This is a genomic window from Nocardia jejuensis NBRC 103114, from assembly GCF_001613145.1.
GTDB lineage: Bacteria > Actinomycetota > Actinomycetes > Mycobacteriales > Mycobacteriaceae > Nocardia > Nocardia jejuensis.
Genome location: NZ_BDBU01000034.1, coordinates 56,407 through 82,558 on the forward strand (window position 1 = coordinate 56,407; position 26,152 = coordinate 82,558).

12 protein-coding genes and 1 pseudogene are annotated in these 26,152 nt (G+C 66.8%); 9 read left to right on the top strand and 4 right to left on the bottom strand.

Translation table 11 applies throughout. From position 1 onward, the window contains the following. Positions 1 to 17: 17 nt before the first annotated feature. The gene (locus NJ1_RS26040) at positions 18 to 1,136 is read right to left on the bottom strand and encodes an agmatine deiminase family protein (RefSeq protein ID WP_067698979.1); all 1,119 of its coding nucleotides are present in this window, start codon (positions 1,134 to 1,136) and stop codon (positions 18 to 20) included. A gap of 112 nt (positions 1,137 to 1,248) precedes the next feature. Next, positions 1,249 to 2,394 carry a low temperature requirement protein A gene (locus tag NJ1_RS26045; RefSeq protein WP_169813209.1) on the bottom strand — a complete coding sequence of 382 codons (1,146 nt, stop codon included), beginning with the start codon at positions 2,392 to 2,394 and terminating at the stop codon, positions 1,249 to 1,251. Positions 2,395 to 2,557: 163 nt separating this feature from the next. Here NJ1_RS26045 and NJ1_RS26050 point away from each other — a divergent pair, with 163 nt between their 5' ends. The 3 genes from NJ1_RS26050 (at position 2,558) to NJ1_RS26060 (ending at position 4,242) form a co-directional block, all read left to right on the top strand. Next, entirely contained in the window at positions 2,558 to 3,145 is a 588-nt protein-coding gene (locus NJ1_RS26050; protein WP_067698982.1) for a GNAT family N-acetyltransferase, read from the top strand. A gap of 238 nt (positions 3,146 to 3,383) precedes the next feature. Then, the gene (locus NJ1_RS26055) at positions 3,384 to 3,944 is read left to right on the top strand and encodes a TetR/AcrR family transcriptional regulator (RefSeq protein ID WP_067698984.1); all 561 of its coding nucleotides are present in this window, start codon (positions 3,384 to 3,386) and stop codon (positions 3,942 to 3,944) included. Positions 3,945 to 3,960: 16 nt separating this feature from the next. Beyond that, on the top strand, positions 3,961 to 4,242 hold the full coding sequence (locus tag NJ1_RS26060) for a hypothetical protein (RefSeq protein ID WP_067698986.1): 282 nt from the start codon (positions 3,961 to 3,963) through the stop codon (positions 4,240 to 4,242). Between the two features lie 15 nt (positions 4,243 to 4,257). On the opposite strand, the gene rlmN is transcribed toward NJ1_RS26060, so the two are convergent. Beyond that, on the bottom strand, positions 4,258 to 5,370 hold the full coding sequence (gene rlmN / locus NJ1_RS26065; protein WP_067698989.1) for a dual-specificity RNA methyltransferase RlmN: 1,113 nt from the start codon (positions 5,368 to 5,370) through the stop codon (positions 4,258 to 4,260). Positions 5,371 to 5,653: 283 nt separating this feature from the next. On the opposite strand from rlmN, the gene NJ1_RS26070 reads away from it, so the two are divergent. From NJ1_RS26070 to NJ1_RS41210, 4 genes and pseudogenes are all read left to right on the top strand, one after another. Continuing rightward, a complete protein-coding gene (locus tag NJ1_RS26070) occupies positions 5,654 to 6,814 on the top strand; it encodes a hypothetical protein (RefSeq protein WP_157574206.1) in 1,161 nt (386 codons plus the stop codon). A gap of 23 nt (positions 6,815 to 6,837) precedes the next feature. Next, positions 6,838 to 7,254, top strand: a complete 417-nt coding sequence (locus NJ1_RS26075; RefSeq protein WP_067698993.1) for a YbaB/EbfC family nucleoid-associated protein — start codon at positions 6,838 to 6,840, stop codon at positions 7,252 to 7,254. A 13-nt stretch (positions 7,255 to 7,267) separates the two neighbouring features. Continuing rightward, complete coding sequence (locus NJ1_RS39375; protein WP_157574207.1) at positions 7,268 to 9,046, top strand: WXG100 family type VII secretion target; 1,779 nt, start codon at positions 7,268 to 7,270, stop codon at positions 9,044 to 9,046. Continuing rightward, positions 9,043 to 9,423 (top strand): annotated as a pseudogene (locus NJ1_RS41210) (WXG100-like domain-containing protein); the annotation flags it as partial. The gene NJ1_RS39375 and the pseudogene NJ1_RS41210, both read left to right, overlap by 4 nt. A 1,118-nt stretch (positions 9,424 to 10,541) precedes the next feature. On the opposite strand, the gene NJ1_RS39385 reads toward NJ1_RS41210, so the two are convergent. Continuing rightward, the gene (locus NJ1_RS39385; protein ID WP_157574209.1) at positions 10,542 to 10,736 is read right to left on the bottom strand and encodes a hypothetical protein; all 195 of its coding nucleotides are present in this window, start codon (positions 10,734 to 10,736) and stop codon (positions 10,542 to 10,544) included. Between the two features lie 2,899 nt (positions 10,737 to 13,635). Here NJ1_RS39385 and NJ1_RS26090 point away from each other — a divergent pair. Both NJ1_RS26090 and NJ1_RS26095 read left to right on the top strand, forming a co-directional pair. Next, positions 13,636 to 25,641 carry a LuxR C-terminal-related transcriptional regulator gene (locus tag NJ1_RS26090; RefSeq protein WP_157574210.1) on the top strand — a complete coding sequence of 4,002 codons (12,006 nt, stop codon included), beginning with the start codon at positions 13,636 to 13,638 and terminating at the stop codon, positions 25,639 to 25,641. A 135-nt stretch (positions 25,642 to 25,776) separates the two neighbouring features. Then, positions 25,777 to 26,097, top strand: a complete 321-nt coding sequence (locus NJ1_RS26095) for a LapA family protein (RefSeq protein WP_067699002.1) — start codon at positions 25,777 to 25,779, stop codon at positions 26,095 to 26,097. The last annotated feature ends 55 nt before the right edge of the window (positions 26,098 to 26,152 follow it).

The following is a 26,152-nucleotide window of genomic DNA, read 5'->3' on the forward strand; positions in this document are numbered from 1 at the left end:
CTCACTCTATGGGGGTTCTAGCCGGCGGGCTGCTGCTGGGTGGTGCAGTGGATGCCGCCACCGCCCGCGGCGATGCCGTCGATGTCGATCTGCACGATCTCCCGGCCCGGGAATAGGCGCGCGAGGGTGTCGTGAGTGGCGGAATCGGTATCGGCGTCACCGAATTCGGGGGCGATGACCGCACCGTTGCAGACGTAGAAGTTGATGTAGCCGGCCGCGAAATCGTCGTCGGCGAACTTCTCACGGACCGTGGACGGACCCTCGAGCACCTCGACACGCAGCGGACGCCCCTGGACGTCGGTGGCCGCGCGCAGGATGTCCAGGTGACGGCGGGTGACGTCGTAGTCGAAGGAGCTCTCGTCGTTGTCGAGTCCGGCGACCACCACGCCGGGGGCGGCGAAGCGCGCGTAGAAGTCGGTGTGGCCGTCGGTGATGTCCTCACCGGCGATGCCCGGTAGCCAGATCACCTTCCGGATGCCGAGCAGGTATTCCAGTTCCGCCTCGACATCGGGCTTCTTCCAGCCCGGATTGCGATTGTTGTTGAGCACGCAGCTCTCGGTGATGATCGCGGTGCCCTCGCCGTCGACCTCGATGCCGCCGCCCTCGAGCACGAGGTCGGTGCGCAGGGTCTCCACGCCCGCGCGGCCGGTGACGAAGGAGGCCACCTTCGCATCGCGGCGGTGCTCCTGCTTGTCGCCCCAGCCGTTGAAGTTGAAGTCGACCCCGGCCATCGCGCCGTTGCCCGTCACGAAGACCGGTCCGGTGTCGCGCATCCAGAGGTCGTCGATGTCGGTGACGACGAGTTCCACTGCGGGACCGACCATTGCGCGTGCCATATCGAGTTCGCCGGGACGCACGAGCATCGAGACCGGTTCGAAGCGGGCGATGGTGTTGGCGATGAGCGCCAGGTTGGCGCGCACCTCGGGCAGTAGCTTCGCGCCCCAGATGCGCTCGCTCGCGGCGAAGGCCATCCAGGTGCGCGCGTGCGGTCGACCCTCGTCCGGCATCAGCCAGGTGCGACCGTCGTGGCCGCTCTCGCCGGGCCTCTCGAAGGGGGATGTTTCCTCGTCGCATGCGGCCAGCAGCAAGCCGCCGACCGCGCTGAGACCTGCCTGTATGAATCCACGACGTCGCATCGCGCGGCTCCTTTTCTCTGAGTGTTGTCCCCCGAACCATATCCTTGACTGAAATTTCAGTCAAGAATGGAGAGCCGGACGCGCCGGAACGAATTCCGTACGCGGGGGCTGGTCAGGCGCGGGAGGGGAACCTGAGCACGGGCAGCGGCCGCGCGGTGGCGACGATCCAATGCTCGTAGCCGTTCAACGCCGCGATCACACCGGCCACGATCGCGAGGCTGACGAGTCCGGGCAGATGCGCGGCCAACGGCGTCAGCGCCCCGAGTGCCACCGCCACCGCGGTCCGCCCCACGGTGGGCGCGCCGAACATGCGCCAGCGCGTGAAACAGAAGCCGAGCACGAACAGCGCCGCACCCATCGGCAGCAGGTAGGCGGTGACGCCGTGCACCGCGTCGGTGGGATGCTCGACTGCGCCGCGAGCGCCGACCGACACCAGCACCAACCCGACCACCAGCAGCATGTGGCCGTAGCTCAGCACATCGCGAACGACCGTGCCGCGCACCTGATCGGTCCGCAGCGAGTGCTCTACCGCCGAGAATCCGAAGGCGAAATACAGCCACCACAGCCCGCATCCGAGCACGAAGGTCAGCACCACCGCGATCCAGGCCGCCACTCCCAGATGCGATTCCGCGGCCTGCGAGCCGACCGCCGCCACCGTCTCACCGAGGGCGATGATCACGAAGGTCGCGAACCGCTCGGGCAGATGACTCGCCCCGAACCGCACGGCCTTCATCCGCTGTGACAGCACCGCCGGACCCGCGAAGGCGATCAGCACCGCGATCACCCAGAGTCCGTTGCGCACAAGCCCTTCCGGCGCGACCGCCGCGATCACCAGCAGCACCGCTCCGGCCATCGAGATGGTGTACGGATTCACCCGGTCCGGGAACGACCCCTTGCGCCGGATCTCGATCCACAACAGCGTCCGCAAGACCAGATGCGCGATCGCGAAGATCAGCGGCTCACCGTGCCCGGCGAAGGCGTGCGGCGCCGTGATCGCCATGAAGAACATGCAGAGCCCGCACGCGAAGAGGAAGAACCGCTGCCGATTCGAGTCCTCGACCCCGTGCACCGTCAGCGTGGTCCCCACCCACGACCACCACATCACGGCCAGCAGCAATACCGCCTGCCCCACCGCGGCCCAGTTCGGATGCCCGACCGGTAGATGCGCCGCCTGCGTCACCGCGAACACCAGCACCAGGTCGAAGAACAACTCCGCCCAGCTGGCCCGCTCGTGCGCCTCGTGTTCAGGTTCCGTCACCACGTAAATCCTTGCCTAGCTCGACTTTTTCAGCGCGCTCACACTAGCGGCAGTGGGTAACCCGCCGATGCCGGCCGCTATTCCGGTGCGATCCCATCCACCCGGGAACAGCGCGGCGAAGAATCGCCTTGCTCGCAACCCGTGTGCCGGACAAGATTTCCGAATGGAACCGGCGCCGCCGCCCGCACTCGCGCCCGGGGTGATTCCGCCCGAGCGAATCGACCTCGGCGATATCCTGCTGCGCCGTTGGCAACCCGGCGATCTGGAAGCGCGATTCGAGGCGATCTCGGCGTCCTTCGAGCACATTCACCCGTGGATGCCATGGCTGGCCGAGCGCCCGACCCTCGAGAGTCAGCGCCTGCACAGCGAGAGCGCGGATGGTTCGTGGCCGAGCCCGGACGGCGGTTTCACCTTCGGGATCTTCGATGCCGCGGGCACGGTACTGGGGGCCGCGGGACTGCACGATCGAGTCGGTCCGGCAACCCTGGAAATCGGGTACTGGTGCCATGTCGCGCACACCGGACGAGGCGTCATCACCCGCGCCACCGCGGCCCTGACCGACATCGCGCTGAAGTTACCCGGCATCGAACAAGTCGAAATTCGTTGCGACGCCGCGAACCTGCGCAGCGCGGCGGTTCCGCACCGGCTCGGATATCGACTGGATCGGGTCATCCCACGCGAACGCCTGGCACCGGCCGAATCCGGATTCGGCATGATCTGGGTGAAATCGACTGCGGCGCCGGACAACTGAGCGGCGACTACCCTCGATTCGCGCCGACCTCTCCCTTCGGCGAACATGGCCCGCGAGTTTCGATCGCGGCCTCGAAGTCACGTCGACCGCGACGCAGCCGCGCGCGGAAGTGTTGCCGCACAGGGCCGTTGCGGCCCGACCCCGCACAGGCCGACGCGGTCAGGGCGATGCAGCCCATTGCCTGGCACGCGCACCGAGGTTAAAGTGAACGAAACCGTTTCGTTCAGATGGGTGTGGCGTGGCGCGAAGTGACGACCGGGAAGAGGCGATTCTGCTCGGAACGCTGGAGCTCATCGGCGAAGTGGGCTACGACCAGATGACCATGGACGGCATCGCCACCCGGGCCCGCGCCAGCAAGGCCACGATCTACCGACGATGGCCCGGCAAGGCCGAACTCGTCGTCGCCGCGCTCGAGCGGTACAGCGCACCCCCGACGATCCCGCCCGATTCGGGCACGCTGCGCGGCGACCTACTGGGCCTGCTCGCCACACTGCGCGACAACCTCGCGGGACAGGATGCCTCCCTCGTCCTCGGACTGATGAAGGCGATGCATCACGACTCGGCCCTGGCTCGAGTCGTCCGCAGCAGGCTCGTCGATGTCAAACGCGCCGCGTTCGACGCCGTGGCGGCCAGAGCCGTTGCGCGGGAACAACTATCAGCCGAGGCCGACCATGTCCTCGCCGCCGAGGTCGCGAGCGCTGTGCTGTTCTCCCGACTTCTCATCACCGATCAACCATTGGACGACGCGTTCATCACGCACCTGGTGGACGCGGTACTCCTGCCGATACTGCACCGATAGCATCGAGGGGCAAGACATGTGGCCTGCACTCACCCTGGGGTTTCTCGGCGGCCTGATGGCCGGAAACGCCGTTCCGCACTTCGTCCGAGGGATCACCAAGCAGCGATATCCCACCGTCTGGGGTGGCGGCCCGATCCCCAATCTCATCGCGGGCTGGGCTGGTCTGGTCATCGCGGCGCTCCTGCTGCACACCGCATTTCACGACCACCCACACCCGTGGGCCTTCTCCGCCGCCGCCCTCGGCGTCCTTCTCATCGGCCTGTTCCACGCCGGACCCGGCGCTTTCGGTCACGAATGACGCGGTAGGCCGAATTCAGCCTTCGGCGGCCAGCTGCCCGCAGGCCGCGGCGATTTCCTGGCCGCGGGTGTCGCGGACGGTGCAGGGGACGCCCTGTTCGTTGACGCGGCGGACGAATTCGCGTTCGACGGGCTTCGGGGAGGCGTCCCACTTGCTGCCGGGGGTGGGGTTCAGGGGGATGAGGTTGACGTGGACCCGGGAGCCCAGGGCCTTGTGGAGCTTCTTGCCGAGCATGTCCGCGCGCCACGGCTGGTCGTTGATGTCGCGGATGAGGGCGTACTCGATGGAAACGCGGCGGCCGGATTTGTCGGCGTAATACCGTGCGGCGTCGAGGACTTCGGCCACGGACCAGCGATTGTTGACCGGCACCAGGGTGTCTCGGAGTTCGTCGTCCGGAGTGTGCAGGGAGACAGCCAGAGTCACCGACAGATCCTCGTCGGCGAGCTTGCGGATGGCCGGGGCCAGGCCGACGGTGGAGACCACCACATTGCGCTGGGAGATGCCCAGGCCGTCGGGGGCGGGAGAGGTGATGCGGCGGACCGCGTTCACGACACGCTTGTAGTTGGCGAGCGGCTCGCCCATGCCCATGAAGACGATGTTGGACAGTCGCCCGGGGCCGCCCTCGACCTCACCGTCGCGCAGGGCGGCCGCCGCCGCGCGCACCTGGTCGACGATCTCGGCGGTGGACAGGTTGCGGGTCAGGCCCGCCTGGCCGGTCGCGCAGAACGGGCACGCCATCCCGCAGCCCGCCTGGCTGGAGATACACAGCGTCGCCCGGTCGGGATAGCGCATCAGCACCGATTCGAGCAGGGTGCCGTCGCCCGCCTTCCACAGCGTCTTGCGGGTCTGACCGTCATCGCACGCGATATGCCGCACGGCGGTCAGCAGCTGCGGGAACAGCGCCTCCCCCACCGCGGCGCGCATGGCCTCGGGCAGATCGGTCATCTGCTGCGGATCGGCCAGCAGCCGCCCGTAGTACTGCCGCGCGATCTGATCGGCCCGGAACTTCGGTAGCCCCAGCGCCTCCACCGCCGCCTTGCGCTCGGTGGCGTCGAGGTCGGCGAGATGCTTCGGCGGCATGCCACGGCGAGGGGCGTCGAACACGAGGGGAAGCGGGGCGGCAGTCATAACCCGCCTATTCTTCCACCCGGAACCACGCTCCCGGGCAGGGGGTGGTGGAACTCATGCAGAAACCCGCCATTACCCGGCCGCGGCCTTACCGCCCGACCGCGCGAGGCCGCCGACTCGATGTCCGAGGCCGTCGAGCACTCGAGAAGATCCGCGGCCCTCGGACAGCACAACCCGGGAGGTGCGGCGCCGCGCACCAGGACCGCGACTCCCCACCAATGGGAAGCCTCGACAATCGAGGGCAGGTGTATGCGGATTTCCGGCGTGGAACGAGGAGGATTGCTTGGCGGAGGCATTTCACGCTCACGCCGCCGAGCGCAGACTGACCGAGGCGTTGACAGCACTCGGGCCGACGGGCTGGCACCGAATGGAGGCCGTCTTCGCGATGACGGTGGCGAGCGAAGTCAGCCGGCTCGTGTATTCCATCGGCGAGCGAAGGGTCTCGATATCGCCGCCGGAGGACGTCCTGGCCCTCGTGCGTGAGCAGCGGGCGCTCGCGGCCGCCGCGAGCACGGGACCGTGGTGGCGAATGTCCTTGGTGTTGAGCGCGTCCGGCGCACTCGATGTCGAACACGACTACGGCGAGGAGCCGTTTCCGCACGGGCAGTTGTTCGCGCCGGAGGCCTACCGCGCGGATCTGGCCGCCTACCCGCGTGACCGACTTCCGGTGTGGCTGGCCGCCTATACCGGTCACGGCGACCGGCAGCGCCGCTCCCCGCAGCAGGCGGCCCGCCAGGCACGCGCCGATCGCGCCGACCGGGTGTGGCCGGTGCTGTCGGAGTACGAATTTCCCCCCTTTCCGCTGCTGTGGGCACGCTGGGCGACCATCGCCGCGGCATTCGTCGCCGTCGGATCGGATCGTGGTCCGCGCATGTTGCCGTGGACAGCGGTATTCGAGGGCTCCGCGCTCGACGGGTCGATCCTGCACGCGCTGCCCTCGGGTCGCGCGGTGCTCTCGGGCGGAGTGTGGAACGCGCCGACTCTCGACGCGGTATACAACGGCGGCGCACCGATGCCGAATTTCTATGCGGGCGCACCGGATTGGGTGGCCGATCCGGTACTCGACCCGCGCGCGACCTCCGGATTGCTGTCGTTCTGCTACTGGTGGGACGCCGGGCGCTGGTATCGCGGAGCGTCGCCGTCGGCGCAGGAGTGCGAGGTGGCCGTGCCCGGTGTGTGGACAAAGGACATCGTGACCGGCGTGATCGCCGGCCTGTTCGACGAGCAGCCCCTCCCCGCCACGCTGGAGGCGATCGGCGCGCTGCTGCGGGCGGCGGAGGCCGGCACGGTGACGCGACGGGAACTAGTCGCGGTGTTCGGCTCGACGGAGAGCGTCGATATCGATGGCGCGCTGTATCAATTCGGATTGGCCGGGCTCGTTCCGCCGACACCGGAACCGATGTCGGAGTCCGATGCCATCGCCCGAGTGCGGGACGACACCTGAACGAGAGGCAAGGAACCAGACCGATGGATCGTTGGGAACAAGAAGGACTGCACTCGGCGAACTTCGGGATGCGCAACCAGGTCGACCACATCCTCGACGCGCTCGCCGAGCAGCAAGCTCGCCTCACCGAGGTCCAGCAGCGACTCGACGCGGCACGCATCACCGTGGCCTCGGCCGATGGTCTGGTCGAGGTGACTGTCGATTCCGCCGGCGTCCTCACCGACGTCACGTTCACCGCAGCGGCGTTGCGCGGCACGGCCGAACAGCTCGGCAAGTCCACCCTCGAGACCGGTCGAGAGGCCGCCCGGCGCGCGCAGGAGCAGACCAGGGAGATCCTCGCCCCGGTCGCCGAGGCGGGCGCGGCGATGCCCGATCTGTCCGATCTGGTACCGGGTGCGCCGAGCCTGCGCGACGGGCTCGACACCGCTGGTGAGAGTTGAAGGACAACCCACCATGGGTCAGTCGTTCGATTTCGATCCGAGCCTCGCTCAGACGCTCATCGCCGAACTCACCGCCATCGCCGAAGCCGCGCACCAAGACCTGACGGAGCTGAGGAATGCCCTCGCGCGTGAAGGCAAGCCGTGGGGTGACGATGAACCGGGACGGACGATCGGCCACACCTACGAACCCGAAGCCGAGAAAGGCTTGACGGGCTACGGGAACCTGGTCGACAATCTGCGCGGATTGAGGACGGGGCTCGCCGACGCCAACGAGGCCTTTCAGAGCCAAGATCGGGCCGGGGCTCAGCGGATCACCGCGTCCGGCAGGCCGAGCAGCGGACCGAACCAGCCACTCACCTACTTGGCGACGCCGGCACAGCAGAGTCCTGGTCCGTTTCACTCAGCGCCTCCGCTTCACTCAGCCGGTTCGTTTCGATCAGCGCGTCCGCCAACCAATTCGGAAGCCCTATCCGGCAACGGCACGCAGAGTCCGTCGAATGCCTCCGGTCGCCCCGCCGCCGCACAGCCGGAAGTGACCCCGGGCAACCATCAGCAGAGCCCGATCGGCGATCCGCGGCCGAGGACACCCGGGCACAGCCCGTTCGGCGCCACACCGACGGCCGACAACCAGCCATGGCGCACCGACCCCGGCGCTGTCACACCGGGCGAGCAGGACACGACGTCCCGACCCGGTGCGAACGGTACGTCCGAGGGCGTTTCCGATGCCGTGCCACCCACGGTCCCGGACAGCTCCCCCCAGACCGCACCACCGCCCACCACGCTGCCACCCGCCACACCGCTGCCTGCCACACCGCCGCCCGGGGCGGCGGCCCCCCGCCCGGGAGAGGTCGCCGCCACCGGGAAATCCACGGCCACACCATGGTCGAGGGCTTCGGCAGCACCGATGTCGCCGAACTCGCCCGCCACCCCGTGGGCCGGAGGTCGATCCGCCGCCGGCCACTCCGGCCAGATCTCTCCGCCACCGCTCTCGGGGAACAGGTCCGGCGCGGCGAAACCCGGCACGCTGGGCCGAGATGGCAAGGCGCGCAAGAAGAAACAGCAGGCCGTGCCGAAGAAGGCGGCAGCGGTCACCACCGATGCGGCGGCCTTGGCCGCCGCCCAGGACATGGCCGCTCGGCACGGACTTCGTCTCACCGGATTCGACACCTCGGGTATCAGTGAGCACACGGTGACCGATATCGCCACGGCCCTCGACGATGTCCTCGGCAAGTATCCGTTCCTCGGCCTGGGTGGGATCGAGATCACCGACCTCGGCGACGGCCGGATATCTCGCGTCGCCCGTGACCGCGCCGATACCGACACGGCGGCCGCACACGGCGGACCGTGGATCCTGCTCGATCGCGCGCTGGTCGCGGATCGCACGCGGCTCGGCGAAACGGTATGTACCGCAGTGCAATCGGGCGAATTGGTCACGGGGTCGCGGGACCGGCCGATGTATTCGGTCATCCTCACCGATCTCGGCGTAATCCTGGAGAGATCGGCGGGAGCCACGACGAGACAGTTGGCGCAGCGCGCGTTGATCACCGAATATCGGCGCATCAACGGCCCGTGGGACCACCGGAACACACTGGCGAGCATCGTCGGCGGTTACCGACTCTGGCGAAACCAGTTGACCGGCAACAGCATTGCCGAGGATCGATTCCAGCCACGCGCGGCGCTGGTCGCCGCGTTCGTCGAGGTCGAGTTGTCCGCCGACACCGCGTCCGGTCCGGCGCGCGTGCTCTACCGGCTGCTGGTCGAAACCGCGCGTGGTCGGTCGTCGCCGCCGTGAGTGTTCAGATCCCGCAATCCTTCCCGGACTGGCTGACCCGCTGGGTAATCGGGCACTTCCCCGTCGGCAACCCCGACGACATCCGCGCCGCCGCCCAGGCCTGGGCACACTCCGGCGAACGACTGACCGCCACCACCCTGCACGATCTGCAGCGACTCACCACCCACGCCGCCCTGACCGGCCTGACCGGCAAAACCGGCGACGCCATCCGCGAACAACTCACCACCCACATCACCAACACCCGCAACCAGGCCGAGTTCGCCCACGGCATCGCCGGGCTGCTCTACGACGCCGCCAACGGCATCGAACTCGAGCAGTACATCGTCATCGGCATCGCCGGAGTTCTGCTGGCGAACCTGCTGCTGGACACCGCCGCCCCCGCCAAGGCCCTCGCCGACCGCCTCAACGCCGACATCGCCGCGAACACCGCACGCCGCACCACCCTCACCACGCTGATACGAACACTCACCGCGTTCACCGAACGATTCCCCCACCTCGCCCTCGCGATCCGCGCCACCATGACCGGCGCACTGTCGATGGGCGGGGTCGTCGCCGGAGCCCAATACACCCAAATCGCAGTCGGTCACGGTCAACCCGGACGCCGCACCCACATGGATTGGAAACAGGTCGGTGTCGCGACCGCCGCCGGCGCCGGGGGCGGGCTGGCCGGAGCCTACGCCACCCGGCTGCTGCTGCCGGTGCTGGCGAAGGCGGGCACGGGCCGGGTGCTGACGGTGCTGCTGGCCAGTGCTGGGGGTGGCGCCGCCGGTGGCGGTGCGGGTGCGCTGACCGCCGCCGCGCTGGGTGGCGGTCCGCTGAACCTGACGGAAATGATCCTGATGGGTGTCGGTAGCGGTGTCGTCGCCGGTGCCGGTGCGGCGGTCCGCGCCGGACGCGGCGATGCGGGGGTGAGTGGTGAACGGCCCGGTGCGGAGGTGAGAGGTGGCGAACGGCCCGGCGTGGTGCCGGAGCCGTTGCCGCGCACGGAGCCGGCGCGTGAACAACCCGCTGCCGGTGAGAGCCGGGCTCATGACGGTCACAGCCCGCGCCCACACGAGGCGACCATCAAGGAACTCGAGCAAATCGGCGCGGACGCGCAGATCCGTGCCGATGATTTCAGTCCCGGCCCGGCGCGTGAGGAAGCCATCCGCTTCGCCAATGAGCAGCCCGGGAAACCCGCTGGGCTGGGATGGTACCGCGAGGTCGCTGTCACCGAGTTGCAGCGCATGGCCGATGCCGAAGCATTCCAGCAGCTCGGGGTCTCCACCGACGGTGCCCAGCCACCGGGCCGACCACCCGGATCCACGGGTACGCCCCCGAATTCGGCACCGGGATCGCCCTCCTCACCGGGCCACACGCCTACCTCCGTGCGGGACTCACGCGCGTGGGATGCCGTGTTCCAGCAAGCCCGCCAAGGCGCCGGCTCGGCCTCCGGTGGCGCGGCCGGCCCGGCCACCTCACCACTACGCGCAACGGGTGGACAGGCTCCCGCAGCTCAGTTTTTCACCGGCACTTCACCTTTGAAGCTGTCCGGAATCGTCGTGCATGCCGACGGCCACATCAGCAGCACCGCGGGAGGTGCACCCGCACCGGGCACGGTGATGACGATGACCATGACGGCGACGAATGGCGCCGGATCCCACACCCATGTCGCCAGGGTCACCGATCTCGGCGGCACCGGCCCGAACACGGAAACAACGGTCTCCCCCGGCGATTCCTCCACCACGGGCGGTCCCGGACCACGAGCGACCACCACCGGCCGCGGCCCCGGCGGTCCACCGGCCAACCCCGACGGCCCGACCCTGCTCGACCTGGGCTTTTTCGACGACGCCCCGCAGCAGGGCTTCGGCACACCCACAACCGGCACCTCCCCCGAGCCGACGTCACCTCCGACCGCACCGGATGCGAAACCGGCAGAACCGGTTTCGATTTCACCGCCGACCACCACCGACAGCCCGGTCCCGCCGGTCACACCGTCCGGCCCCGACGCGGTCTCCGTCGGCCCACCCGGCAACTCGAACCTCACGGCCGAAACCAAGCCCTCCGGTACCTCGTCCGGTCCGACCGTGTCCGCGAACACAGCTCCCACTGCCTCACCGACGATCACCGGCACGGCCTCGCCCGACACGAAGCCACAGACGGGCTCGACAAGGTCGACACCACCCACGGTCACCACACCGCCGGTCACCGCCTCGGCGGCACCCCTCGCCGCACTCGCGGTCCAACCCGACGCCGCACATACGCCAGGGGCACCACCACCGTCGCCCGGGTCGGGTATCCCCACCTCGATCGCTCCGCCCACCGCCATGCCGGGCAATACCTCGCCCGCGAATACTTCTGCCACACCTACCAATTCGCACGCACCGACATCAGGCGCTCCGGCACCGGATCCCCAGGCCCGGCAACCGGCCGCCACCGCAGCAACAACACCGCCGAGCACGACCGCGAACAGCGTTGTCGCAGCACCCTTCTCGGCATCATCGACCGCCGCCCCCACCACGCACACACCCGTGGGAGCCGGTGCCGCCCCCTATCTCTCGACACCGACCGGACAGAACGACGACGACAACTCGCTCCCGGAAGAGCCGGAGGAATTCCGCGTCCCAGGCGAGATCGGCACCATCGTCTCGCCGCCCATGCCCAGCTACGTCCCCGCCCAACCCCAGGTGGACGAATTCCCCGACCACTCACCCGACGAATACGTCAAACCCTCGGGCACCGTCTACCGATTCCCCGGCATGCCCGACGCGCCCGACGGCCCACCGCCCCACGCGATCCCGGTCGTCCCACGCCCGTCGAACCCCGTTGTCCCGGAGGCCCTGCCCGAAGCTCCGCGCGTCGACCGGCCACAGACACCCACCCCCGACCAACCGATCCCCGGCGAACCCACCCGAGACGAGGACAACGCGACGAAGGCCCCGCCCAACCCCCTACTCCCCCGTCACGCGGACACCCCGACGCCGCACCTGCCCGCACAACCCGCCGAGGCACCCACCGAATACGCCCAACCGACCCACTACGCCACCGAACCCGACCCATCGACCCCCGGAGCACCCCAAGATCCCACCGCGGGAACACAATTCCACCCCGACAGCACCAACTACCTTCCCGACCTCGGCATCAACGCCACTCGGGGCGGAGTCCCCTCCACTCGACTGGCCGGGTCACCCGCCACACCCGCGGTCGCACGACGTCCGGTCCCGATGATGGGTCGAACCTCGCCCGAGGACCCCAAAAAGCGCCGCAAGCCCACACCCATCGAACCCGCGGCTGCGCCGAACCTCCCGGAACCAATTCCGGGAGACAGCTCGCAAGCCCCCGCCGACTCACCCGGCAGCGAGGGCACCCGGCAGGGACAGAACGAAAAGCGCGGTGTTCGTGGGCAAGGGAGGGGGTCCGGCGCACCGGGCGACGAAGGACAGCGTGCACCGGCACCGGCACCGGCACCGAGCGAATCCGATCACGCCCGTTCCGATCTCGCCATGGCAATGGGCATCGCGCCGGAATTCGTCACCCTGCCGGGCTCGGTGAAGCAGGTAATCGATCAGTTGCAGGTCGAATTGCGGTTCCTCGACGAGGAAGACCTCGACCGTGTTCGCACCGACGAACTTCCCGCGTGGCTCGGCCGCGCGCTACAGCGCGAATACCGAGCCCAGCGTGCGATCAGCGAGGAGTCCACCCCTGAGGAGGTGGCGCAAATACAAAGCGCCGCGCTCCAACTGGAGAGCGAACTGCCGAGGCTTCTCGGTATGACCGAACCGCCTTCCGGTTGGCGGCCTGCGACCAGCGACGACCCTGTGCGTGAACTGCGGCAACTGGCCATGCGCCACAACGCGCCGCGCGCGATCGTGGATCTCGTCGACGCCGCGGCGCGTTTCCTCGGTGCGGCACCGCTGGTGCGTCCCACGCCGAGAACGGAAAGCCCATCCGTGGCCCGCGCCCGCGCGGCCATCCGCGAAACGGTCACCGACACGGACACTGTCGCGGCAGCGTACGCGACGCTCGACGCACTGATACGGACCGCGGACGGTCCCGTCGTTGTCCGAGTGCGGCCGGAAGGGGCACTATCCCTCCGTATCGAGGTGGTCGACCACAGCCGGGCCCTGCCGGTTCGCGACGAGGTGGACGAGAACACCGGCGAGGTCGTGCCCACCGAGCCGAGCCGAGTCACCGAACTCTTGGACAAGTCCGGGCGGTGGGGTTTCCACCTGGACGACAATGGTTCGCGCACACGGTGGTTCACGGCCGGACCTGCCGATTCGGCACCCGAGCCACCCATACCCGCCCTGCGGATAGCCTTCGCTCTCGGCGAGGTCGAATCCGGTGGTTCGCGAGCACGCCGCGAGGTCCGTAGGTTCCTGGCCCAGCACACCAGACTCGCCCAACCCACGATCGATGCCGCGGTCCTGGCCGCGTCGGAATTACTCGGCAACGCCGCTCTCTACGCGCGCGAAGGTGGCGCGGAACTCACCGTCGACGCGAACGATTCCCGCGTCCGAATCGCTGTCGCGGACACCTCGCTCGGCTTGCCGAAATGGCGCACCGAAAGCAACGTCGACGCAGCCGACGAGGCAGCGCCATCACCCACGGTGAACGAGGACGACATAGCCGCGTTCCTGGACGCATTCGATACCGATCTGCCGGAACCCGAGAACGCAGACCCGAACGCGCTCGGCAATCGTGCGGAGGGCGAACACGGTCGCGGCGCACGGATCGTGACAGACGCCGCCGCGGCAGTCGGCACTATCGTGACCGGGGGCGGCAAGTCGGTCTGGGTCGAATACCGCACTCCCCCGAGGAGTTATCCCGCAACCCCGGCCGACGTGTTCGATCGGCCTCGCGGCCGCGCGCACAGCGCCGACGACGCAGTCGCGAACCTGCCGTGGACAGGACGCGGGCGGATCGTCGAGGGACCGCTGGTGTTCCACGGACCGCCGGGGGACACTCCCGGCGTCGGGCGGTCCGCACCCCCGGCGCCACCACACACGGCCGACACCGCCCTTGCCTCCGCACAACGCGACGAGTTCACGGCGCTCGCCGAACTACGCCGTCAGCACGGACAGTTCGTGTTCGACGAGGTGACATCCCAGCTCGAGAACAATGCCGCACCGAGCGACCGACCGACACCGCCGCTCGCCGAGTTGCTGGTGCGCGTGGTCTTCGACTACGCCGAGGCCAGCCGATGGGCCGTGCCGGACGGTACCGAACCCAGATCGTGGCTGACACGCGTCACCGAGATGGTGCTGGACCAATGGCGCGGTCGCACTCCCACCGAGCGCAGACTCATGGGCCGGATCGCAGCCGCGATTCAACGCGGAGGCGCTTCCGGCCCAAGGGAACTGGGCGCATTGAGCATTTTCCTGGGTGCGGTGCGCGGGCAGTCGGTCAGTACTGAACCCGCCGATCTCTCGTACACCGTCGAGTCACCCGGTGTACGAACCGCCAGGCGATCACTCGTGGTCGGCGTGGCGGCGCAACTGCTCGAGGTCGAGAACACCGCGCGAGGCGAGACGGCGGCCCCCGGGCTACACGCGCTTCCCATCGAAAAGGTCGTCGAATTCATTCACCTCGCCGAGTGCGCGCTGGCGCCACTGCTGGCGGTCGAGAACGGGAGCGATCTGCACAGCGATGCCTTCCTCGAATCCGCCGGGAGCACCATGCACAATCGCTGGTTGCAACGCGAATGGCGTGCTGCGGAGCCAGAACTCAGAGTGCCGTACGACGACCCCGGCTTTCCCGAAGAGCAGCGCGCGCGTTACCGCGACCTGCTCCGTGCCGCCATAGCCGTCGTCGTAGCGGATCGTTCTATCGACACCTCCGTCACCGATCCGTTCGAGCACTGCACGACCACCGATCAGATCGCTGCGGAATTGCGACGCAGACACCACCTGGCCGTGGTCGGATTCGACCTGCCCGGACTGTCGGTCGATATCGCACGCGAGTTGGCGAGCACCATTCACCAGTTGTTGACGAAATATCCGCAGATCCAACTGCTACAGATCGACGTCGGGGCGATACCGACACCCAGCGAACTAGCTACGAGCGCGCATTTCGCCGGGGATGAGTTCACCTATCCGCTAACTCGCTCGATCACGCTGAGCAACGAAGCCGCCCACCACCCCGAAGAATTTCGTTCGGCCTGGGCAGCCATGGTGGCGGCGGGTTCGGCCGTCGGCCCGGCCGATCGGCCGGCCATGGGATTGATGCTGCGGGAGTTCGGCTCGGCCGTAGCCAATGGCGCCGGGCGAAGTATCACGCTTCCGTTGGCCGAATGCTATGAGACCACCGAGAACTGGCGACCCTCCGGACTGGTCGAATGGCAGCTGGCGCAGTTCCGTAGCTATGGCGCCGAAGGACAGCGGTTGGATTCCGGCAAGGCCGCTGCCGGCGGGTTCGCAGCGACCGAGTTCGATGCGTCGAATGCGACCCTCGGCGAGGGACTCGTCCACGAGCTGCTGACGACCAGCCTCGAGGAGACCGCGGAGGAGTACGAAGAATTCCAGCGATTGGCCTCCGAGTATCTATCGGTGTCGCCCGCCGAACAACAGACCAAGCTGGAATTGATTGCGGCGGCCGAAGAGTGGCTCGACGAGCGAGTGCCCGCGGATCGGGAGGGCGAACCCCGTCCGTGGTTCGTCGGCTCGGAAAACCCCGGCATCAGCCTGAGCACGGTCCGCGAGATCATCGATGCCGTTCGCTACATGGTCGCCAGGTTCCCGGTGATCGGTCGGCAGCAAATTCGCTTCGTGCCACTGGCGAGGAACACCCATGCGACCTGGTCCATGCAGAACAGTGACGGCAAGACCGGCATTTCCATCAATGAGCTGCGAGCCACCACTCCTGGCACGATGCGCGACAATGCCCTGCGATTCACGGCCTCCGGATTTCATCGCGGCAATCCCGAGCAGCCGTTCGCCGCGCTGGTCGTACACGAGATGACACATGCGTTACGTGGTGCGCTGCCCTACACCACTCCGAGTACCTACACCGTCCTCACCACGTATTACCAAAACGAGTACGGCATAACTGACAGACCGGAGTTCACGAACCGTCTCGGCAGTCAGTTGACGGGCTACGGTCTGCAGTTGGATCCGGCTCAGCCCCGAGACAGGAACCTCGCCGCGAGCACAGCGTTTCGCAGGCACGTGGAATCGGAGGAAGCGGAGGCGGAGTCGAATGTCGCCTACCTGCTGCCCGGTTCGGGCCCCTCGGAAATCGAAACACTCATCGCCGAGGCGATGGCGGCCGCGGCGGACGCCGAGGCCGAGCGACTCGGCCTGACGCCCGTGAAAACAGCTTATGAGGCGTGGCTTTCGGCCAACGGGGGACCCTCGGCCGTCTACAAAGATACCGAGCCGGACCCGCCCTCCGCCCCGGAGTACAACCTCGGCACCAACCAGGCCATCGCAGCACAGACCTTCGCGACCTTCGGCGTCGAGATTCTGGGGCTGGATAAGGTCGGAATCTCTGTCGATTGCGCACTGGCGGTCCGCAACGCGGTAGCGGATGCCTGGTTCGAGGATCCTGACGCACTTCCCGCGGCGGTAGTCATCACTGATTTGTCTCCGAGGGTCCATGCCGCTGCGGAGTGGATTCTCGGCGCGTACATCGTTTTTCTCAACGAGAACGATGTGACCGATCCTGACTTTTTCGCCCGACGAACCGAGTCCGATTTCCGGGACGGCCGGAAGGCAGCTCCGACCGGGAATCCGGTATACGACACTCTTCGCCATGAGTTCGCGCACCTACGGGATCGCGAGGACTTGCGTTCGCAACACGCCGCCCCGATCAGCGCGAGTCGATACGCTGAACTCGCGGAGTCACGGGCCACGGGAGCCCTGGCTTCCGACAGGCGGTTCGATCAGCGACAAGATTTCATGAACCAACTCGCGCCGAGAGCCTTCGGATTTCTGCACGAGTTTTTCATCGGTCTGCGCGCCCGCGGCGAACTCCCGGCGGACACCCGGTTCGACATATGGCTTGATCAACTCGACGGCTACAGTCGCGAAAACAAGGAAGACCCGAGATTTCCGCGCGAAGGGAAGCCCTGGGCGCCCGTCATTTCCGACGATGAGATCGACCCGGATGCCGACCGATCCGTCTTCTTTCCGCCGGAGGCATTGGCCGAGGCGAACAACTCCTTCGGCCGCAGCGCTCCGACCGATCCGACGCACCCGGTGTACGGCCTGCGAGCGTTGTTGAACGGCCGCACTGTCGAGCAGGCGCTGCTCGACGAACGCGGCCCTGCCGAGGAGCGGCCGTACGAAAGCGGCTCCGTTCCAGCCACATCGGGCTTCGTCCCCAGCGTCGCGCCGGACGGCACCCTCGCCGCATTGGTCAGCCGGTGGCACAGCATGACCGCCCAGGCGCGCACCGAGTTCCGGCGCGGGCAAGAACCGATATTCACCTACTACGACGACAACGGCCGGCCGTACTTCGTACTCGATGCCATGGCTCGGATGCTCGACGAACAGCTGTCAGACCCCGGCGCCGCGAACAACGCGGACACCGCGGGCAATCCGCCACCCCTGCGCGCGCAAACGCCACTGACGGATGAACAAGCCAACAATCCGGATGCGCAAGCGCACACAGGCTCCGCGAGGTACTCGAAACCAGATCCGAACTCGCTCCCCACGCCGACAAACTCTTCGAACCTCGATCCCTCGGTGTTCCACCACCATCCCCCCGGTGGCGATCCGGACGCACCCGAGTATCCGTGGAGCGATGAAACCGGCTCTGTCACAGGCGGTTCTCCGTCATTCACGGTCACCGGTGTCTTCGGACCGCCGGGCAGCGGCACATGGTCGCCCGATGCGGTGCACGGCAGACCGAAGTCGGCCACACCCGACACGCCATCCGACGACCGGCAGGACGACGCGGCGAATGTTTCGTCGCCCTACGCCCTTCCGAAGGAGAGCGAGCGCCTACGCTCGCTGCGCGACGCCGTCGCCACGGAGCGCGCCGATGCGATGGTCGACCTGAGCACAGTCGTTTCCGACGATCAGCTTCGGCGGCTCGAACGGCTGGAGCGCACGCTGGCGCTGCTCGATGAACTACTCGCCGTCGAGGGCGAACAGCACCCTTCGATCCCCGCCGCGAAACTCAGGTTGCTCCACGCGTTCGCGCACGCGGTCGATACGTGGCTGCGTAAGGCCGACGAGGCTCTCACGGTGGAAGCGCACACGCGTCAGATCGCGCCGACGGACGCCCAGCGACGCCAGTGGAGAGCCGACGCCACGCGGCGCGTCGCGAATGCCGGTCACCGCCTCGCCCAGGTCAGGGCGAGACTGGGCGAGGTACAGGACACGGCGTGGACGGAGAGCTCCTCCGATTCGCTGACCGCTATCGAACCCGATGTGCTGCACGCCGTGTTCGAGCGCATCGCCCAGGAACTGGTCACGGCGGCGGGCACGGTCGACCAGACCGATCCGTACAGCACCGAATCCGGCACGGCCGTAACCCATTACCGCATGCTGCAACGCGCGTTCTCGGCGCTCGAAGACCTGACCGCTCTCATCGAGAACCCCCGATCGAGGGTCGGTGTCGAAACCCTCGACGTGCTGATCGAAAACTTCCACGCGACGGCATCCTGGTACGCGGAATCGGACAACCTCGCCAACACCGATCGGACCGGCAGTACACCGACCACAGCGGAGCAGACCCGGAGATTGGCCGCCGCACTCGCCGATCATGCCGCCGCCGATGCCGAGGTCCGCACGCTCGCCGCCGCCTTGGCCGCGTTCGGTCCAGCAGCATCGGTGCTCATCCCCCCGCCCGTGGTCACGACCCCCCAGCCTGCGCCGACCGTGTGGCCGGAATCCCACGCGTGGCCGACACCGCAAATGACCGGGCCGCAAGAAGTTCCGCCATTCCAGACATGGAACGAGGCCGAGGATCGATCGCAATCCTCGCCAGGTTCAGCTCTGCGGCAACAACCATCGATCTGCGTCAACGGTTACAACCTGCTACCTCTCGATCAGCATTTCGAAGACCAGGGCTCGATGGCGGCGGTGAGCAATGTCGGCCTGGTGCACGAGGGCAATGAAGACTGGTTTGCGATCGGCTCGGTCGAGGTCGACGGAAAGCCGGTACGGATAGCCGTCATCGATGACGGCGTATCGAGCACTGGTCTGCACGGCGAACCGGACGCCTACCTCGCTGCCCAGCTCGCCGCCTACACAGCACGCGACTACCTGACGAACGCATTGTCGGCAATCGAGCCGGGCATCGAATGGGATCCGGAACAGCTCGCGCAAGAAGCGGTTCGCGCCGCCGAACAGGCGGTACTCGGTCTGGCCGATGCACCGCGATATCTGGAAGCACGCAAACCGCCCGGGTGCACGATCATCCTCGCTGTGGTCGAAGAGGATCAGGCCACACTGTGCTGGAGCGGCGATTCCCGAGGATACGATCTGCCCCTCGACGGCCGCACGGCACAGCGGCTGACCGAGGACGATTCGCTGGTCCCGAAGTTGATGGCCCCCACCGCCGACGGGCGCCCCGGTATCGACGAAGGCGAGGCGCTTGGTTATGACATGGCCCATGCCCTGACCCAATTCCTGGGCAAGCGTGAAAACGACACGAACAGAACACCTGAACTTGTCCGACCACACACCGTGAAGGTCTCCCTCGTCGGCAAGAAGGGTGCTGTGCTCATCTGCACCGACGGCATGTGGAACGAAACCTACAAGGCCCAGGCGCTCGGCGCCATCGTCCTCGCGGCCCTGAGCGAAGCCCCCGGAAACCTGGGCGCGGGAATCAAAGCGCTCGAGAAGCGCGCTATGGACACGGGAGCCGAGGATAATCTTTCCGGCGTTCTCATCGCCTACGGCGGCCGAGACCAGGGCAAGCCGACATCGACCCGATCCGATCACCCACCCACGACTTCGCCCGTCACCCAACCCGATGGCTCCGGACCTGTTGCGGAGCCAGCGGTTTCGGCCCGGTCCCGCGCGCGGACACCGTGGGCGAGCCCGCGTGCGCAGGCACCTGTTCCGACGCAGGATCCCGAGTCGGTCAATCCCACCGCGCCGTCCGGTGGCGGACGCGACGACTCATCGCCCCGGCTACCGGAACAGAGAGCGACGCTCGGCGCACCGGTGGCGGGAACGGGATTCGAAAACCCATGGCAGCGTTTCGGCTTCGAGACCGCGCGCACGCAGGTGAACGAATTCGCCGTGTGGAAGCACGACGGCGGCGGTGCTCAGCGCGGAAAAGCGGCAGCGAGGAAAATGGCTCGGGGTCGCGATCTCTTCGACCAATTGAATTACCACAGTGCGACTTCGGACCGAATCAGCACGGTGACGGGACCCGACGACCCCATCGAGGACGGGGCGATGGCGTACATCGCGGGAAGTCAAGGATTCGATGCCTTGCCTGCGCTCGCCGGAGCCGACGAGGTCGATGCGATGGTCGCGACAGGCTGTCAGGAATTGTTCCGCGGTGTGCGTGATCCACGCTATCTCGCGGAATTCAGGACAGGCCGATACCTGCCTGCCATTCCATTCAGCTCGTCATTCGGGATCGGCATCTACGCGAGCACGGATCGTGACATCGCACTCGGCTACGCCGATGACCAACCCGAATGCGTCGACCGGATGGTGTTGCGACCGGAGGCTCGAACTATCGATTTCGCTCTACTTCTGGATGATATGACCAGGGCCACGGCCACTCTCGACAACGAGGAAAGCGATCTCTCCGGTCGCGAACAGACCGCCTCGGTCCGTGCCCGCCGCCAGGAACTCTCGGTCAAGCGCGAAGTTCTCTCCGATGCGGGCCGTTTCGCGGCGGTTCGCGGCTACGACGCCTATGTCGTGCGGGAACCCGGGGCGGCGGAGGTGTGGATCATCGTGAACCGGTCGGCGGTGGTCGTCGCCGTCGCACCTGCGCCGACCGAGGCAGACAGCACGCCGAAAACGACCTCCACGATACCCGCGGAATCCGCTGCGGCCGCATCGAAAGATGTCGCTCGCATCAAACCATCTCGTACGATTTTCGACGGGGCGGAAATGAATTTCCGGCCCGAATCCGATGAGTTCTGGCAGCGCCGAGTCGAGGTCGTCATCTTGAAGCCGGATGATCATGGCGTCTTCCTCGACTCCGAAAAACGGCCGCATAACACCAGAGCTTATTCTGGAGACACATTCATCCTGCTGCGCAGTGGCACGTTGATCACGACACCCGAAGCGGTCGGCGAACATCCGCATCTCCTCCTGTCGTATCTGGCCCGGCACGCCGATGAAAACGAACGTCGCGACAGTGCAATGCGCAACGCACCGAGCATTGCCGCCGGATTCGGTTACATGCGCATGGTGGAAGGCCGCCCCGAGCTGATCGGCGCCTTCAGTGGCTTGTTCTTCGGTCATAACGTCCGCAGTCCAAAATTCTGGGTTCAGCTGCGATACTGGCTGCGCGATCATGTGAACCTCTCCACAATAAAATTCGCGCACGGTGACGAACTCGTCAGCCCCATGTGGTGGAATCCCGCGCGGGTCGACGGACCGTATTCCGCCGCGGAATTGATCCCGGATCCCGGTTCGGTCACAGATAGGACCGCAGCGGCGGCCGAAATGCTGAAGCACTTCCGCGGCGGCGACGTCGAATTCTGGGTCGAAGCGGAACGTGCTCGCATCCCCGAAGCGGGCGGCATTTCTGTCGATTTTGTCGTCCAGCCAGTGCTCGGCGAGCCGGCGAGGTTCACATTCGACGTGAATCCGGCCGGTTCAACACGAACGGCCCGGATCCGCGACTTCGATCCGGGGCCGGAGACCGAGCGAACCTATCCGGCCTGCGCGGCCACACATGATGTCCTGACACGATGGCTGCACGCCTCTGGCTACAGCTGGTCGGAAGACAGCCAAGTTTTTCTTGATCCGGCGGCCCGAGACCCCAACGGACGATCCTCGAACGACACGCAGCGCGTTGCACAGCCACCTGGCGTCGACGCTGTCGCACCCAACCCCTTCGCCCCGGAGCGACACCGTCTCGTCGGCACGAACCGCCCTCGGCAATTGCAGCAGGCGTTGTGGTTTCATCACGATCCGCGGAATGGTCTGGAGTGGCACGGCGGCGTCCGTCGACAACCGCAGATACCGAACCTCGAGACCAGCGCCCCGGAGAAGGGGCGGGCCGACGGAACGCAGCCAGCCGACACCGATGGCGCCGACGCGGCGTCCGAACAGATTCGCACGTTGATCGCGGCGGGCAATACCGACGCGGCGGTCGAGTTGCTTCATCACCGCTTCGACGGTGTGGTGCGCAGGATGGCGGCCGGTCTCGGGCCCCGAACGGTCGATCGGATCGTCGATGACGTCTGCGCGAACGCGACGCGCCGCTTCGCCCAGATCACGGACAGAACCATCGACGAGTGGATCACGCGGATAGTCGCGCCGAATGTCATCGCGCCGCATCGCGAGATCGCCGAGTTCTGGCGACGGATACAGGTGTTCCTGAACCGCGGTGCGCGCGAAGGCGAATTCGATCTCCTGCCACCGGAATTGGGTCAGGCCGAGACCTCGGAACTCCGGGGGATTCTCGAGGCTTTCGGTCACCAGCAGACGCATCTGCGCCGGTTCTGGCCGACGGGACGCGGCACGACGGTCCCACCGAACGATCCGGGCGCGGAACCTCCCGAGCTGTGGGACGCGGCCCGCACGTTCTCCGTCGCGGTCGCGTCGCAGCGAGGTGTCCGCCTCCAGATTCCGCCCGCGTCCGATCGCCTGTCCGATAGACCGGCGGTCCCTGAGCCGAGCCAGGTTCGGAGCGTGGACCGTCCGCGCTGGGCTCTGAGTCTCGGGTTGACCGATCGGCACGTCGACGTCGTCCATCTCCTCGACACATGGATGACCAACCAGCAGATGGCCGACGCTCTCGGCATTTCCAGAAAGACCCTGCAACGACGACTGACCATGATCTATCAAGCGTTCGGCACCAGAGCTCGTCCTGCCATCGTAGAACTGACGCGGCAGTGGCGAGCCGCATACGGCGAGCCCGAGCCCGATGTACCGCCGGCACCGATCGAACAATCGGCCGAGCCATCCTTTGATCTCCTGCCGCCGGAATCTGGTCAGGTCGAGACGTCGGGGCTCCGGGGGACGGACCTCGAGATTCCTCCCGCGTCCGATCGCCTCTCCGATGGGTCGGCGCGCCCTGAGCGGAGCCAGGTTCCGGGCTGGGCTCTGAACCTCAGGCTGGCCGATCGGCACGTCGACGTCGTCCATCTCCTCGACCGAGGGATGACCAACCAGCAGATGGCCGACGCTCTCGGCATTTCCCCGAAAACCCTGAAGGAACGACTGGGCATAATTTATCGCGCGTTCGGCACCAACTTTCGTCCAACCATTGCCGAACGGACGCGGCAATGGCGAGTCGCATATGGCGAGCCCGAGCCCGATGTACCGCCGACACCGATGAAGCAAACCACACCTTCGAGTGCGCAGACTCCACGTCCACTATCTCCCCGCGAAACCCAGGTATTCGATATGGCCGCGGCGGGAATGAGCAACCGGGGCATCGCCGATTCATTAGCAGTCACCCCGGATACAGTGGACTCTTATCTGGCCCGGGCACGCCGTAAATTGGGTTTGCCTGCCCGAACAACACCCGCGGAGAACATCGCCGCGGGGCAGCGGCCCGTTGACACCGGCACCGCCGGCGCACCCGCTGTGTCCGCGGCAGGGCACACGAACCGACCCGATACGGCGATGCGGTCCCGAGCGCGGTCGCTGGAAGAAGCCGATCACGTTGCGACAGAACTTCGGCGGGCGCGTGTGCTCCGTGATGAGGAAGCCGCACGACTCGGAGTAGACACACAGACCTTGACACCTGGTTCGACACAGCTGTGGCGTATGCGGCGCGAAAGTGCCGTTGCCTGTGGAGAACTGGCGGACCTACTCGGCGTGGAACCGGCGATACTCACTTCGGAGCGAGTGCGGGACGCCCTGGGCGGCGTACGGGACGAACTGGCACCGATACGCCGGAAGGGGTGGCAGCCGACGATCCGGGCAGCACAGCCGGCGCAGGTGTTGGAATGGATCGGTCAGTGGACTCGTCACCTCGCGGAGGAGGACGCGGCCGACACCCTGGACACACGAGATCTGCTGCGGCACAAACGCGTCGAACTTCGCGCCGCCCTGACGGCCTTGCTCGGCCTCGCGCTCCCCGATCGTATCGCCGACCGCGCCTGGGGCACTGTGAAAGATCCGGTCGACGGCGTCGCGCTGATGGGCACGATGATGAATTCGGCCGAACTCGGAAAGTTGGCCGCCGCCGCTCGCCGGTTCGATGTCGACACCCTGGTCCGCCGAGCCGACGAGCACAACCGTTTGACGGTGCGATTGCACCGACTTCATACCGAGGCCGCGCGTGCCACCTCCGAGGTCGCCTCGAACTCGCCCGTGCCGGTCCGGATGCTGTTCACCACCGCTGTGCCTTCGCGCGAAGTGTTTCTCGAGAACTACCCGGAAATACCCGTGGAGAAGGCGTTTTCCAGTGTTGCTGACATCGTCCAAGCCTTTTGCCTGGACGAAGAGGGCGCACGCGCGGTCGCCGAGGCCTACGATCTCGGAGCCCGTTATTTCGCTCCGTTCTTCACCTGGATCGCCGATCGAATGTTGCCGAGGCTGCACGCACGCGCAGCCGAAAACCTCGCATGGATGGCGGCATTCGTCGCCAGGGACGGGCACATCATCGCAGCCGCGGTACGTGGACGCGATCCCGAATTCTTCGCGAGACGGTGTCGCGAGGTCCTCATGTCACGCCCCCTGATCGAAATGATCGCGCGCGACTATGAGGCGGCAACACGGTTACGGATCCCCCTGGGCGCATCGTTCCGCAGGTCGCTGACCGACGCCGAACAAGCGCGGGTGCCCGGCTCGTGGGGTCTGTACACTCGCTACCTGCGCGAGAGGGGAATCGCGGCCGGGCTTCCCGGCAGTGCCTTCACCCTGGTGGACAACGGCTTTCGAGGCAGCGCCGAGGAGGTTCTGAAGTGTCTGTACCCGCTCAGCGAGATCTCGGGCGAATACGCGCTGTTGAGTCTCGCACCTGACGACCCGCACCCGGAGAGTAAACGAGGCTATATCTTCCAGCTGCCGGCGGACTTTTGGCAAGGCGGGCCGGCCCGATTCCTGCCCGACGACGAGATGCTCACCCTTCTGTCCAATCTGGCGGTCTCGCTCATGGAGACGCTCAGCCAGGGACCGTCGAAGTCGGTAGGTGCAATCAACGACCATGGATTCGAGCGACAGCCGCCGCCCAACGCCGATCGCAGATATTTTCCCGATCCACGCGACGAACGTTTCTCCGAGGACAGAGTCGTGGAGGCGGTCAGAACCGCGATCCTGCTGGCCACCGCGCACCACGCACAACGAGGTGGGCCGGGTGAGGTGTTCCCCTTCATTCGTCAGATCCGGTCATGGGTCCTCGCGGAGAGCACCGGCGATCCCCGATTCATGGCATTGTCGTCGGCTTTGCAGCCGAAATGGGGTGTCCAGGTCGGGCCTGTGGTGCGCACCAGCGTCGGAGCGACGAGGGGCTCGGGTCAGCATCGTGCTGCTCCCGCAGCCGGTTTCGAGGACAAGGCCGCAGGACTGTGACCGGGCTCGGGCACCCGATCGACGAGATGCTTCGGCGGCGTGCCCGGCGAGGGGCGTCGAACCGGGCAGCGACACGCCCATTAATCCGACCGACCGTTACGGTAATGACTCATAGCCATCGGCAATGATCGAGAGATGACAACCGATGCCGTACCAACGTCCGGGGCGGATCCGAGCCCGGACCAGAACAGTAAGCAGAAGGGCCAGGGTGTCCTCAAGACCCGTGCCGGGTACGCCTGGATCGGTCTCGTCGTCGCCGCGGTTCTGGGAATCGTGTTGCTGATCTTCATCCTGCAGAATCTCGAGCAGGCGAAGGTCGAGTTGTTCGCGTGGCAGTGGAATCTGCCGATCGGCGTGCTCGTACTGCTGTCGGTGATCGCCGGAGCGCTGGTGACGGCGCTGGTCGGCGGGTATCGAATCCTGCAGCTGCGGCGAGTGGCCAAGAAGGCGCACTAGGCGGTCTCGGCTCCGAGAACGAGAGAAGTCCGCGATCCGATGAGGGACTCGCGGA

What these genes read in the sequence shown, in the direction of transcription:
- NJ1_RS39375 (WP_157574207.1), top strand. Translation starts at nt 7,268, where the DNA reads ATGGGTCAGTCGTTCGATTTCGATCCGAGCCTCGCTCAGACGCTCATC.
- rlmN (WP_067698989.1), bottom strand. Translation starts at nt 5,370, where the DNA reads ATGACTGCCGCCCCGCTTCCCCTCGTGTTCGACGCCCCTCGCCGTGGC.
- NJ1_RS26075 (WP_067698993.1), top strand. Translation starts at nt 6,838, where the DNA reads ATGGATCGTTGGGAACAAGAAGGACTGCACTCGGCGAACTTCGGGATG.
- NJ1_RS26060 (WP_067698986.1), top strand. Translation starts at nt 3,961, where the DNA reads ATGTGGCCTGCACTCACCCTGGGGTTTCTCGGCGGCCTGATGGCCGGA.
- NJ1_RS26040 (WP_067698979.1), bottom strand. Translation starts at nt 1,136, where the DNA reads ATGCGACGTCGTGGATTCATACAGGCAGGTCTCAGCGCGGTCGGCGGC.
- NJ1_RS26095 (WP_067699002.1), top strand. Translation starts at nt 25,777, where the DNA reads ATGACAACCGATGCCGTACCAACGTCCGGGGCGGATCCGAGCCCGGAC.
- NJ1_RS26050 (WP_067698982.1), top strand. Translation starts at nt 2,558, where the DNA reads ATGGAACCGGCGCCGCCGCCCGCACTCGCGCCCGGGGTGATTCCGCCC.